At 63.9% G+C, this 14,213-nt stretch carries 6 protein-coding genes; 5 read left to right on the top strand and 1 reads right to left on the bottom strand.

All coding sequences use genetic code 11. From position 1 onward, the window contains the following. The first annotated feature begins 76 nt into the window (after nucleotides 1-76). A complete protein-coding gene (locus tag C4S68_RS15125; protein ID WP_103933917.1) occupies nucleotides 77-1,228 on the top strand; it encodes a PP2C family protein-serine/threonine phosphatase in 1,152 nt (383 codons plus the stop codon). 93 nt (nucleotides 1,229-1,321) lie between these two features. Here the strand turns inward: C4S68_RS15125 and nifJ are convergent, their stop codons facing one another. After that, on the bottom strand, nucleotides 1,322-4,933 hold the full coding sequence (nifJ, locus tag C4S68_RS15120) for a pyruvate:ferredoxin (flavodoxin) oxidoreductase (RefSeq protein ID WP_235011621.1): 3,612 nt from the start codon (nucleotides 4,931-4,933) through the stop codon (nucleotides 1,322-1,324). A 252-nt stretch (nucleotides 4,934-5,185) separates the two neighbouring features. On the opposite strand from nifJ, the gene C4S68_RS15115 reads away from it, so the two are divergent. The 4 genes from C4S68_RS15115 to C4S68_RS15100 all read left to right on the top strand — a co-directional run bounded on the left by C4S68_RS15115 (nucleotide 5,186) and on the right by C4S68_RS15100 (nucleotide 14,203). Further along, nucleotides 5,186-8,137 (top strand): ligand-binding sensor domain-containing diguanylate cyclase, encoded by a 2,952-nt coding sequence (locus C4S68_RS15115; RefSeq protein WP_160115179.1) that lies wholly within the window; start codon nucleotides 5,186-5,188, stop codon nucleotides 8,135-8,137. Between the two features lie 41 nt (nucleotides 8,138-8,178). Next, nucleotides 8,179-10,299 carry a beta-galactosidase gene (locus C4S68_RS15110; protein WP_103933914.1) on the top strand — a complete coding sequence of 707 codons (2,121 nt, stop codon included), beginning with the start codon at nucleotides 8,179-8,181 and terminating at the stop codon, nucleotides 10,297-10,299. 65 nt (nucleotides 10,300-10,364) lie between these two features. Next, a complete protein-coding gene (locus tag C4S68_RS15105; protein ID WP_103933913.1) occupies nucleotides 10,365-11,546 on the top strand; it encodes an alpha/beta hydrolase family protein in 1,182 nt (393 codons plus the stop codon). A 152-nt stretch (nucleotides 11,547-11,698) separates the two neighbouring features. Further along, entirely contained in the window at nucleotides 11,699-14,203 is a 2,505-nt protein-coding gene (locus C4S68_RS15100) for a RelA/SpoT family protein (protein WP_103933912.1), read from the top strand. Nucleotides 14,204-14,213 lie beyond the last annotated feature (10 nt).

Genomic DNA, 14,213 nt, shown 5'->3' with positions numbered 1-14,213 from the left:
AGGTGAAACAACCGCAGAGGCTTCTGGAACATCCCTTTTGCAGGACTCAAGCTCAGGATTTTGGAGGCGTCTGACATTGCCAGCGAAGATTGAGGTGGCGGCGCTTAGTGACATGGGCTGCGTCCGCACCAACAACGAAGATAATTTTGGCTACGATCCCGCCAACCAGCTCTATGTCGTCTGCGACGGTATGGGCGGCATGGCAGCGGGCGAAGTCGCGAGCGCGATCGCATGCCGCACCCTCATTGAGGTCTTCGCCGCGCAGCCGGAGCCGACGGCGGTCGACGTCAGGCTGTTCACTGCGATTCGGGCCGCGAACGACGCCGTATGGGCCGCCGGACAGCTCCCCGAGCACAAGGGCATGGGGACCACCACGGTCGTCCTGGTGGTTCGCGACAACCGACTGCTCGTCGGCAACGTGGGTGACAGCCGCGCCTATCGCATCAAGGCCGGGAAGATCCTGCAGATCACCCAGGACCACTCCTACATCAATGAGCTGATCCGCATGGGCACCGTCTCCGAAGCCGACCGCCACACCGTCGACCTCAAAGGGATGGAGACGGTCATCACCCGGGCCATCGGCGCCGCTGCGACCGTTGAGCCGGACTTCTTCGGCGGTGACCTGACGCCCGGGGACATGATCCTGCTCGCCAGCGACGGCCTCACCCGCTACGTCGACAAGGAGCACCTCACCGAACTCATCGGCAATGACAGCCTCGAGGCTTCCTGCCAGCGCCTGATCGATACGGCTCGCTCCATGGGCGGAGCCGACAACATCACCTGCATCCTGGTGCGATACCTTGGCCTCGAAGAGGAGCCGGCGTTTGCGCCGCAGGGTAACGTGGTTGAGCCGACGGTCACCCATGACTTCGAGCCGGCCATCGAACACGCCCTCGAGTTGGCTCCCGAACCCGCTCCACCGGTGCCGGCTTTTGTGCCGGAGCCTGACGTCGCGGAGCCGGCCGTCGCGGAACCCTACGTAGAAGAGCCAGGTTACGAACCTGTCCTCCACACAGGCATGGACGAACCAGCCCCAGGGCCCGCTCTTGAGTCTGCTGCTGCAGTTGCTGAAACATCACTCGATATGCCAGCGTTCTCCCTCGTCTTCGAACCGGAGAGCGCAGCGCCTACTGAGCCGACTGATCCGTCGTTGAAGCAGGGCAGCACCGAATCGGAAGACGAGCACGAGGCCATTACGCCCAAGCCCGTGAACGGAGAGCCGCTATAACCCATCACAGACGTGGCGCGGGGACATGCGAATCAGCTCGCATGTCCCCGCGCCATTTCATTGCTTCAGGCAGCACTTCCATTCGGCTGCGACCTACACCTTTGCCTTGACAGGCTCCGCAGGCGCTTCTTCAGGCGCAATATGCGGTGACTCCGAACGGCCCGGCATGCCAGCACGCGCTGAATATACGCGCCACTGGCGCTCGACGTCGTCCTGCGCCTCCTCCAGAAGCTTCGCAGCCATCTCCGGATTGCTCCGCGCCAGCATGGAGTACCGCGCCTCGCGATAGGCATAGTCCTTCAGCCGGATCGTCGGCGCCCGCGAATCCAGCTGGAACGGGTTCTTCCCTTCCTCGCGCAGCTTCGGGTTGTAGCGCATCAGCGGCCAGTATCCAGACTGCACCGCCAGCTTCTGCTGGTCGAGCGAATGCACCAGGTCATAGCCATGCGCGATGCAGCTTGCATACGCGATGATCAGCGACGGCCCGTCGTGGGCCTCGGCCTCCTGGAAGGCCTTCGCCACGTGACTGTCATTGCCACCCAGCGCGACGCGCGCCACGTACACATAGCCGTAGCTCACGGACTCCATTGCGAGGTCCTTCTTGTTCATCGTCTTGCCCGCCGTGGCAAACTTCGCCACCGCGCCGCGCGGGGTCGACTTCGAAGCCTGCCCGCCCGTGTTCGAGTAGACCTCGGTATCCATCACCAGCACGTTCACGTTCTTGCCCGATCCCAGCACATGGTCGAGGCCGCCGAAGCCGATGTCATACGCCCAGCCATCGCCGCCCAGGATCCACACACTCTTGCGCACCAGTGAGTCCACCACCGCGAGCAGGTTGCGCGCGTCGCTGGAATCAACAGCAGCGATGCGGTCGCGCAGCAGCTCCACGCGCTTGCGCTGTGCGTTGATCTCCTCTTCCGTGCCCTCCGGCGCGTTCAGGATCTCGTTCACCAGCACCGTGCCCACGGGCTCTTCCAGCCGCTTCAGCAGCATACCGGCAAAGTCCTTCTGCTGGTCGAGCGCGGTCCTCATGCCAAAGCCGAACTCCGCATTGTCCTCGAACAGTGAGTTCGCCCACGTCGGCCCACGGCCTGCAGCGTTCTGGCTATAAGGCGTCGCCGGAAGACTGCCGCCATAGATCGACGAGCACCCCGTCGCGTTCGCAATATACAGCCGGTCGCCAAACATCTGCGTCAGCATCTTGATGTACGCCGTCTCGCCGCAGCCCGGGCACGCACCTGAGAACTCAAACAACGGCTGCAGCAGCTGCAGGTCCTTTACCTGACCATGTGAAAGCTTGCTCCGATCGCTCTCCTGAATCGACAGGAAGTAGTTCCAGTTCTCGCGCTCCGGCACACGCAGCGGCGCCTGCGGCTGCATGTTGATCGCCTTGTGCTCGGGATTGGTCTTGCTCTTCACCGGGCAGATCTCCACGCACACACTGCAACCCGTGCAATCTTCCGGCGCAACCTGCAGCGTGTACCGCTCCTGCTCGCGGCCCTTCCACTTCGGCGTCGCGGACTTGAAGGTCTCCGGCGCCGCAGCCGCGAGGTCCGCGCTGTAGACCTTCGACCGGATTACCGCGTGCGGGCACACCAGCACGCACTTGCCGCACTGGATGCAAAGCTCCTCATCCCACACGGGGATGAACTGCGCGATGTTGCGCTTCTCATACTGCGAGGTCCCCGTAGGGAACGCTCCACCTGCCGGGAACGCGCTCACCGGCAACGCATCGCCGCGACCTGCGGCGATCTCGCCGAGCACATGGCCGACGAACTCCGGCGGATTGCCCGAGAGCGACGCCGCAAGCTCCAGCTCGGAACTTGCCGCTGAAGGAATCTTCACCTTTTCGAGATGGGCCAGCGCTGCATCAACGGCAGCGAAGTTCTTCTCGACCACAGCCTCGCCGCGCTTGCCGTAGGTCTTGCGGATGGACTTCTTGATCTGCGCGATCGCCTCCTCACGCGGCAGCACGCCGCTGATAGCGAAGAAGCATGTCTGCATGATGGTGTTGATGCGCGAGCCCATGCCCGCATCGCGCGCGACCTTCGAACCATCGATGACGTAGAACTCGATCTGCTTGCGCACGATCTCCTGCTGCAAGGTGCGCGGCAGCTTGTCCCACACCTCTTCCGCGGAGTACGGCGAGTTCAGCAGGAAGACCGCTCCGGGCATCGCTGCTTCCAGCACGTTCAGCCGCTCCAGGAAGGTGAACTCGTGGCACGCAAGGAAGTTCGCCTGCGAGATCAGGTACGTCGAGCGGATGGGGTTCGGGCCGAAGCGGAGATGCGAGGTCGTCATCGAGCCGGACTTCTTCGAGTCGTACACAAAGTAGCCCTGCGCGTAGTGGTCGGTCTCGTTGCCGATGATCTTGATGGAGTTCTTGTTCGCGCCGACGGTGCCATCCGAACCGAGGCCGAAGAAGAGAGCGCGCACCGTCTCCGGATCTTCAGTCGAGAAGCTGGGGTCGTAGTCGAGGCTCAGGTTCGTGACGTCGTCGTCAATGCCGATGGTGAAGTGGTTCTTCGGATCGGCCTTCGTGAGTTCGTCGTAGATACCCTTCACCATCGCGGGCGTGAACTCCTTGGAGGAGAGGCCGTAGCGTCCACCGATGACCTGGGGCTTGACCACGAACGAAAGCTTGTCGTGATGCTCGGCGAGCACCGTGACGATGTCCTGATACAGCGGCTCGCCCGCGCCGCCGGGCTCCTTTGTTCGGTCAAGCACGGCAATCGAGCGCACCGTCTCCGGCAACGCCTTGAGGAAGGCGCTGGCATCGAAGGGCCGATACAACCGCACCTTCAACACGCCGACTCGCTCGCCATTTCGCCGCAGGGCGTCGACGGCCTCTTCCACGGCCTCTGCCGCAGAACCCATCACGATGATCACGCGCTCGGCGTCCGGCGCACCGTAGTAGTCGAACAGGTGATACGCGCGCCCGGTCAACGCAGCGAAGCGATCCATCACCGACTGCACGATTCCCGGCGCCGCCTTGTAATACGGATTCGCCGCCTCACGCGCCTGGAAGAAGACATCCGGGTTCTGCGCCGTGCCGCGAATGCGCGGACGGTCCGGGCTCAGCGCCTGCTTGCGGTACTCGATGATGTACTTGTCGTCCAGCAGCGCGCGGATCGTCTCATCGGAGATGGGATACGCCTTGTTGATCTCATGCGAGGTGCGGAAGCCATCGAAGAAGTGCATGAACGGTACGCGCGACTCCAGCGTGGCGATCTGCGCAATCAGCGCCATGTCGCCCGCCTCCTGCACGGAGTTCGAGCACAGCATCGCCCAGCCGGTCGAGCGGCAGGCCATCACGTCGGAGTGATCGCCGAAGATGGACAGCGCATGCGTGGCGAGCGTGCGGGCAGTCACATGCATCGTCGTCGGCGTCAGCTCGCCGGCGATCTTGAACATGTTCGGGATCATCAGCAGCAGGCCCTGCGAAGCCGTGAACGTGGTGCCAAAGGCCCCTGCCTGCAACGCTCCATGCAGCGCGCCCGCAGCTCCACCTTCGCTCTGCATCTCTTCCACGATGGGTAGACCACCCCAGATGTTCCTGCGGCCATCCGTGTGCCACTGATCGGCAGCCTCCGCCATCGAGGACGACGGTGTGATTGGATAGATCGCGATGACCTCAGACAGCCGGTACGCGACCGACGCTGCGGCGTCATTTCCATCCATGACCTGGGGTGATTCAGCGCCCACGGGGTTTCCTCCAAACGGCAGATTGCGCCGCGAGGTCAGTGTCATTGGCGAGGCCGCAGGAAGCTGTGATGGCAGACACCGAGCGACGGCTCGCAACAGCAGCGGTGGCGTTGGCGGCAAGTCCCGAACCGGGACACACGGCTGCCAATCCCCCGGGAATAGGCCGCATATCCCCGAAAACTCCGTCTGAGATGCCGATTAAGAGTTGCTATGCTCCGCCCAGCCACCAGAGCGCTCCTAAGAATCTTCTGTTTGGTTCTGCTGGCTCGTCCGCTCGTGGTCCTGGAGGGACAGGAATACTCCTTCCGCCACTACGACGCGTCGGACGGGCTCAATGACCTGGGCGTTCACTGCATCGTGCAGGTCACCGCGGGGCCGCTCTACACGTGCACGGATGGCGGTCTGTACCGTTACGCCGGATCACGCGTCCATCGCGTTCCGCTGACCGTTCCGGGAGACTCCTACGTAGCGGGAGGCACCGAGGGCCGGAGTGGCGAAGCCTGGTTCGCCACGATCCACTCGCTCTATCTTCTGGATGCTGGCGGGATGCACGCGGTGACCTCGCCACCGGAAGGATTCGAGTTCGACCTCTTCGCTTCTCTCGCAGCCAGCCGTACGAGGGATGGGCGAATCTACTTCGTAAGCCGTCATCAGCTCTATCTCGCCGAGCGCGCATCGACCGGACAGTGGACGGTGCAAGAACTCTTTGGGGACACGCTTCGGGCCCAGCACCCCGGACTCAACAACGTCTCCTTTGTCTACGCGGCCCCGGATGACACCCTGTGGCTCGGCTGTGACAGCCAGGTCTGCCGCTATGACGGACGCTCCCTGAAGCTTTACGGCACGCCACAGGGCCTTCCTGCTGAGTCGTGGAGATCTGCCTTACTCGATAGCCGCGGCAGGCTCTGGGTGCGCAGCGAGCATTCCATCTACAGGCTCGATCGCGACGCGGAACGCTTTCACTCGCTAAGCGGCGCTCTCACCGGCGAGTCACTCACCGTGCGAGGGATGGACGTCGCGGAGGATCCCCAGGGACGCGTCCTGATCAACTTATCCAAAGGGCTCGCGCGGTTCGAGCAGGACAGATGGCGCGTCTTCGACCGGTCCTCCGGAATTCCCCCCAATGAGATCGACGCTCTTTCGTTCGACCATCAGGGATCGCTCTGGTTGGGACTCAGCGGTCACGGCCTGGCGCGGTGGCGCGGATACGACAGCTTCGAGAATTGGACCTCCGCCACGGGACTCAGTTCAGACGTGGTGTGGAACTTCCTTCGGGACCGACGGGAAAGGATGTGGGTAGCCACCGAAGGGGGCCTCGACGAGTTCCGCCCCGGCGCCCATGCGCCTTCGCCCGCCACCAGCACAACGGGGCGGGCAATGCGCCGCGTTCAGACGCTGGCGGAGACGCCCGACGGCCACATTTGGGCGGGCAGCGATGACGGCAGCGTGGTTGACTTCGACCCGGACACGCATCGGACGCGACCCGTGGCACAACTCAGCGGAATCTTTCAGCTCCTCTTCAGCCACTCGGGCCGCATGTGGATCTGCTCCATACCGGGACTGTACGTAGTCGACTGGAACTCCCCCCAACGCAAGCCGCAACGGGTCGCGGCCGTGCCGTCACTTCAAGGGCATCTTTACGAAGGCGTCGAAGATGCCCACGGCGGCCTCTGGTTCATTGGTGAGAAGGGACTCTCGCACTTCGTTGACGGCCACTGGAGCCAGATCCGTCTCCCCGCCGGTTTTCAGCCGGTGCTCTCCTCCCAGATCACGCTGGGAAAGGACGGGAGCCTCTGGCTCTCGGGTGCGAAGCCTTCGCTCGCTCACCTGCGGGTCGTGGGCGATCACGCGGAGCTCATCGAGTCTGCGCCGTGGGCCACCTCCGAGGACCTCTCGGTCTACCTGATCGCCTCCGACCATCGCGGCTGGATATGGGTGGGGACAGGCCAGGGCATATGGGTGTCAGACGGCAAACGCTGGATCCATGTCACCGTGGACGACGGTCTGGTCTGGAACGACATCAACAGCAGTGGCTTCTATGACGACCACGACGGCTCCGTGTGGATCGGCACCAGCGGAGGCGCGGCGCGACTGCCGAACCCGGAGACGCTCTTCAGCGCTCCTCCCCTCACGGCAGCCATCGACACGGCGAGATGGGGTGACCATGTCCTGGACCTCAGGATTGACAATGAGATCCCCTTTCGGCATCAGGCCCTGACCGCACATATGATGCACTTCGATTTTCGCCGCGAAGCCACCATCCACTTCCGTTATCGCATGGTGGGACTGGAGGAGGACTGGCAGGATTCCACGGAGCCCGACATCCGCTATCCTCCGATGCCACCGGGATCGTATCTCCTGGAGATCAAGGCGATGGATGAAGGCGATGGACGCACCTCCCAGCCCGTTGTGCTGCGGTTCCATGTGCTTCCGCCCTGGTGGCAGACCCGGAGCGTCTATCTGCTGGAACTGCTCTCTGCACTCCTTCTCGGACTCAGTGTCTGGCGATGGAGCGTGCGCATGCTGGTCCGGCGGCAGCGCCTGCTCGAAGACCTGGTTGCCAAACGCACAGCCGAGCTCCAGCGCGAGACCCAGGAACTGGTGAAAGCGCGCAACGAGTTGCAGGTGCTGGCGATGCACGACTCCCTGACCGGCCTGCTCAATCGCGGAGCCATCATCGCGAAGCTCGAGGAGGAGCTCCAGCGCAGCACTCGTGACGAGTCTCCGCTCGCTCTCGTGCTGCTGGACATCGATCACTTCAAGCGCATCAACGACACGTGGGGCCACACAACGGGCGACGCAGTCCTGAAGGAATACGCTCGTCGCATGCGGGAACTCGCGCGTTCCTATGACGCGGCGGGTCGCTACGGCGGAGAAGAGATGCTGGTGCTGCTGCCTGGACTCCGAGAGACCGACTCCAACGAGCGCCTCAGAGAGCTCCATACCGCTCTCTGCCAGCCGATCGAGGTCGGCATCCTCACGCTGACCGTGACCTGTTCCATCGGCGTGACCTGGCGGAATGGAGCCTCTGACTCAGCGCACAGCCTGCTCGAACGAGCCGACAAAGCCCTCTATCGCGCCAAGAACGAGGGCCGGAACCGGATGGCATTTGCGGCCCTCACAGGTTCTCTTCCCGAAGCCGTCCCTGCACAGCTGGGTTCGTATGAAACGCCGGCCCCACAGGATTCTCCTTCGCTGCAGTAAGCGTTGACAGCTACGTTCCCGCACCATCTACTGAAGTGGCCATGCGTCCAACCAAGCCTGCCCTCCTTCTGCGCGCCAGTCTCCGCACCGGCATCCTGCTAGCCACGTCAGCCGCGCTCGCCGGCGGCGTGACGCCAATCTCCCGCGCCCAGCGCACTGCCGCCGCACCACCTCCGCCGCCGCTGATGCTGGGCGATGCCTGGTACCCCGAACAGTGGCCCGAGTCGCGCTGGGAGGCCGACCTCACCCTCATGCAGCAGGCCCACATCCAGGTGGTCCGCATTGCGGAGTTTGCCTGGAGCAGCATGGAGCCCAGCGAGGGCGTCTACAAGCTCGACTGGCTGGAGCGCGCCGTGAATATGGCCGGCAAGCACGGCATCTACACAGTCCTCGGCACACCCACCGCGGCGCCGCCCGCATGGCTCACGCAGAAGTATCCCCAGACCCTGCGCGTGGACGCCAATGGCAAGCGTGACGAGCACGGTGGACGCCAGCAGTTCAGCTTCGACGACCCGAAGTATCGCGTCTTCGCGCATGAGATCGCGCAGAAGATGGCCGAGAAGCTCGGCCACAATCCCTACGTCATCGGCTGGCAGATCGATAACGAGCTTGCAGCGGACAGCTTCGATGAAGGCACGCAGAAGCAGTTCCAGCAATGGCTGAAGAAGAAGTACGGCACGCTCGACAACCTCAACACGCGCTGGACGACCTCCTACTGGTCGGAGACCTTCCAGGACTGGTCGCAGATTCCGCTGCCGAAGCACAACGGCGTGGACGCCGGAAACCCCGGCCTGATGCTCAACTGGCGGCTCTTCGTCTCCGACACCTGGCGCAGCTACCTGAAGAACCAGATCGACGCCATCCGCCCGCTGGCCGACAAGCGCCAGTGGATCACCACCAACACCATGGGTTACTTCGATCAGTACGACCACTACGTGACCGAGGACATCCTCGACATCGCGGCATGGGATGACTACATGGGCGATGGGAAGATCGACCAGGTAAGGAATGGCTTCGCGCACGACATGGCGCGCGGCTTCAAGCGCAAGAACTTCTGGGTGATGGAGACACAGCCGGGCTTCGTGAACTGGTACCCGGTCAACATCGCGCTGAAGCCCGGCGACGAGCGTGCGCTGATCTGGCACGACATCGCCCACGGCGCAGACGCGGTGAGCTTCTGGCAGTGGCGCTCGGCCCTCAACGGGCAGGAGCAGTACCACGGCGTGCTGGTCGGCGCAGACGGCACGCCCGTCCCTGTCTACGACGAGATCAAGCGCACCGGCGAGGAGCTGGATCGCCTCGCACCTGTCCTCGCAGGCACCACGCCGCACGCCGACGTGGCCATGCTCTACAGCTACGAGAGCCGCTGGGCCATCGAGTGGCAGAAGCACACCAACAAGTTCGACTCCGTCGAAGAGATCGCCCGCTACTACGCTCCGCTGCGCCGAGCCACGCAGTCGGTCGACGTGCTTTCGCCCGATGCTGATCTCTCGCAGTACAAGCTGGTCATTGCGCCGGCCTTCAACCTCGTGACGCAGAAGCAGGCCGATCACCTGATGGCGTACGTCAAGGCCGGTGGCAATCTCGTGCTCACGGCCCGCTCGGCGATGAAGGATGAGGACAACTCGCTGTGGCCCGCGCGTCAGCCGGGACCGTTCGTCTCCATGCTCGGCGGCCGCGTGGAGCAGTTCTACGCGCTGGATAAGCCGGTGGCGATCGAGGGCGCGACCGCTGCACCGGGAGCCGAGGCCACGATCTGGGCCGAGCAACTCTCGACCTCTTCGCCGAAGGCGGAGGTTCTCCTTCATTACGGCGAAGGCAACGGCTGGCTCACGGGGCATCCTGCGGTGATTCAGAACAAGGTCGGCGCAGGCAGCATCACCTACATCGGCGCGGTGCTCGATGCAAAGACCACGGCGTCGCTGGTCGATGCCCTGCTTGCCCAGGCGCACGCTACACCTGCAGAGATCGCAGTGCCCGAAGGCGTCGAGGCCTCCACCCGCTACAGTGACCACACATCCGTGCACATCCTCATCAACCTGAGCGACAAGCCGCAGACCGTCGCCCTGCCACGTGCGATGAAGGACGAGCTGAATGGCGGTCAGGCGCAGTCCGTCTCCCTACCGATCAGCGGCGTCGCTGTACTTTCAGAGGTGAAGTAGCGCGCACCGCACTCGCAATACATGACGGGCAACGATCCACACGGTAAAATCGGTCTCACTCCACGATGCCCAGTCTTCCGAAGCGACTTCCCGGCTCCTGCTGCCGACTGCTGGCCGCAGCGCTCTGCTGCGCCTCGGCCGCGGTTGGGATCGCGCAGAAGCCAGTCGCCCCGGAGACGCTGAAGGGCCCGCAGGGCACCACCGAGGTAGGCCTCATCGACGGGGCGGCTTATCGTATCGACATCCCTCCGGACTGGAACCACAACCTCATCGTCTACTACCACGGCTACGCGGAGAACAGCGTCAGCTACCACATCGCGGAAAAGCTCACCGGGCGGCCGCAGCCCATGCTCGACCGCCACTACGCCATCGTCGAGAGTGGCTACTCCGAGGGTGGCTGGGCGCTGCAGCAGGCCTATCCCGAGACCGAAGCGCTGCGCCGCTACTTCGTGAAGAAGTTTGGCCAACCCAAGGAGACCTATCTCGTCGGCACGTCGATGGGTGGCATGCTGGTCGCGATCTCGCTCGAGATCGACGCGCAGGGCTACATGGGTGGCCTCGACCTCTGCGGCTCCGTCGGTCCGAGCTACGTCTCGATGGATCGCCGCTTCGCCCAGCGGGCCGCCTTCGACCGCTACTTCCCCGGCATCTTTCCGCCCCTCGTCATGACCCCTCCCGACTATGAGCAGAGCTCTGCGATGCGCGACAAAGTCCTGGCCGCGTTGAAGGCCAATCCCATCGCGGCCACGTCGATGCGCGCGCTCACCGGGCTGCACAACGATCCAGACCTCGCGTGGGACATGGACTACTTCACCTTCAACATCGCGGATCTGCAAAAGCGCGCCAGAGGCAATCCCTTCGACAACCGCAACACGCTCTACACGGGTACGGGCGGCAGCGCCTCCGACTACGACCTTAACGACAAGGTCCGGCGCTACGCCTCCAATCCCCTCGCTCGCGCCTACCTGATCGCGCATTACACGCCGAATGGCCACCTCGGCAAGCCCATGCTGGCGCTGCACACGCTGTACGACCCCATCGTTCCGCCGAACACGCTGACGCTTTACACGAACATGATCCTGGCCGCGGGCGAGAGCCGCCACTTCGTGCAGCAGTACGTCCACCGCGAAGGCCACTGCAACATCACGGACGAAGAGGTCGGCCGGGCCTTCGACGAGCTTGTCGCCTGGACCCACAATGGGCCACAGCCGACGGCAGGGCTGCTTCCCGAACCGCAGCTGCGTTAGGAGATACCGGGAGGCGGGATTCGAGAGGCGGCCCGGGACCAAGAGTCAACTCCCTGCCAGAATCTCCAGGGAAACAGCGGCGGGTCTCGAATCTAGCATCTCGCATCTCGTATCTAACCGCTCTCATCTTCAAAGCCCTCGTATAATGAACTATGGCTCTCGCTCGGCCCGAGGTGACTTCCTCTGGCGCTGACCTATCTCTCGAGCCCACCCTCAGCGAGACCGGCATGGAGCTCGAAGCTGCACTCCCGGACCCGCCGCACCCTGCTGCGCCGAAATCTTCCGGCCAAAAGCCTGCGAAATCCGTAAATGGAGCTGCGCCCCTGGCAGCCCATCCCGCGCCCCCGCTCGATGGCCCTTCGGGCGAATTCGCTCCCTCGGCCGGCACTGCGGCTGCTCCAGATGCGACCTCCACGCCGAATCCCACCGCAAACGACCCCGTCATCGACCGCAACTTCGCGGAGCTGCTCACCGTCGTCCGCACCAATCGACCGAACGACGATCTCGACCTGATCCGCAGCGCCTGGGCCTTCTGCATCGAGAAGCACGCCACCCAGAAGCGTGCCTCCGGCGAGCCCTACATCATCCATCCGCTCGAAGTCGCGCATGTCCTCGCAGAGTGGAAGATGGACGCCACCGCCATCGCCGCAGGTCTGCTGCACGATGCCGTCGAAGACACCGACGTCACCGAGGCTGACATCGCGAAGAAGTTCGGCAAGCAGGTCGCGCTCATCGTCGATGGCGTCACCAAGCTCGACAAGATCAAGTTCGCCAATCGCGAAGACCACCAGGCCGAGAACATCCGCAAGATGCTGCTCGCCATGGTTACCGACGTCCGCGTGGTGCTCATCAAGCTGGCCGACCGCCTGCACAACATGCGGACGCTCAGCTTCCTCAAGCCTGAGAAGCAGGCCCGCATCGCCCGCGAGACGCTGGAGATCTACGCTCCGCTCGCGCATCGGCTCGGCATGGGTAAGCTGCGCGGCGAGCTCGAAGACCTCGCCTTCCGCTACGTCGATCCGATCACCTACAGCCAGCTCAGCGACGAGGTCAACGCGATCCGCGGCGAAGGCGAAGCCTTCCTCGACCGCACCGTCGCCAGGCTCGAAGAGAAGCTGCGCGAGGCCAACGTGCAGAGCCGCGTGCAGTCGCGCATCAAGCGCCTCTACTCCATCCAGCAGAAGCTCAACGCGCATCACGTTCCCGTGGGGCAGGTCTTCGACCTTTTCGCTATCCGCGTGATCACGCAGTCCGAGCAGGACTGCTACGCCGTCCTCGGCCTGCTGCATGCCACCTGGCGGCCGGTCCCCGGCCGCTTCAAAGACTTCATCGCGATGCCGCGGCCCAACCTCTACCAGTCGCTGCACACCACGCTCATCGCCGAGGGCGGCCATCAGTTCGAGGTCCAGATCCGCACCGAGGACATGCACCGCGTCGCCGAGGAAGGCATCGCCGCGCACTGGAAGTACAAGGCCTCCGACGTCGTCAGCGCCAAGGATGAGGCCCGTCTCGCCTGGGTCCGCCAGATCATGGAGTGGCAGCGCGAGATGACCGACCCCAACGAGTTCATGTCCACGCTCAAGATGGACATGTACCCCGAGGAGGTCTACACCTTCACGCCCAAGGGCAAGGTCATCGTCCTTCCCAAGGACGCAAGCCCCATCGACTTCGCCTACGCCATCCACACTGACGTAGGTCACGCGACGACCGGCGCCACCGTCAACGGTCGCATCGTGCCGCTGCGCTCCAAGCTGCGCAACGGCGACATCGTCAGCATCACCACGCAGACCGGTCATTCCCCTTCGCGCGACTGGCTGAGCATCGCCAAGAGCTCTCGCGCGCGCAACAAGATCAAGCACTGGCTCAACGAGCACGAGCGCGAACGCGCCACCGAGCTCGGCCGCAAGCTGCTCGAACGCGAAGGCCGCAAGTTCAAGATCTCGCTCGACCGCTTCAAGGAAGCCGACTTCGAACGCGTCGCCAACGAATACGGCCTCGGCGGCGAAGCGGACCTGCTCTCGGGCATCGGCTTTGGCAAGATCTCCCCGCGGCAGGTGCTCAACAAGCTGGAGCCCGGCAGCACCATGCCGGTCGAGGAGACCCCGGGCGAAGCCACCCCGGCCACCGATCCGCTCTCGCACCTCTCGCCGTCCGCCAAGCGTGTCTACTTCGGCAAAGGCTCCGAGTCGCTCACGGTGGAGGGCCAGGACGATCTGCTCGTCTACCGCGCGCGATGTTGCAATCCCATCAAGGGCGAGACCATCATCGGCTATGTGACCCGCGGCAAGGGCGTCGCCGTGCACGCGCGCAGCTGTCCCAACGTGCAGAACCTGCTCTACGAAGCCGACCGCCGCATCGATGTGGAGTGGTCTGAGCCACCAGCGGCTGGCCAGCCCGGCGCTCCCAAGGCCACCACCTACCCGGTCAAGCTCATCGTGACCGTCGACGACAGGAGCGGCCTGCTCAAGGAGTTCGCCGCCATCATCTCCGAGGACGGCACCAACATCCGCAGCGTGCTCACCCGCCCGGCATCGGACGGCCTCGTCTACGTGGACTTCGTCATCGAGACCACGGACATGCGCCACCTCGACCGCCTCATCCAGAACCTCCGCAAGGTTCCCGGCGTGCGCGAAGTGCAGCGCGTGCAGAAGATCTAAGCGCCGAACG

The organism is Bryocella elongata (genome assembly GCF_900108185.1).
Classification (GTDB): domain Bacteria; phylum Acidobacteriota; class Terriglobia; order Terriglobales; family Acidobacteriaceae; genus Granulicella; species Granulicella elongata.
Note: the sequence above shows the minus strand (reverse complement) of the source record. Positions and strands in the feature narration are given on the sequence as shown.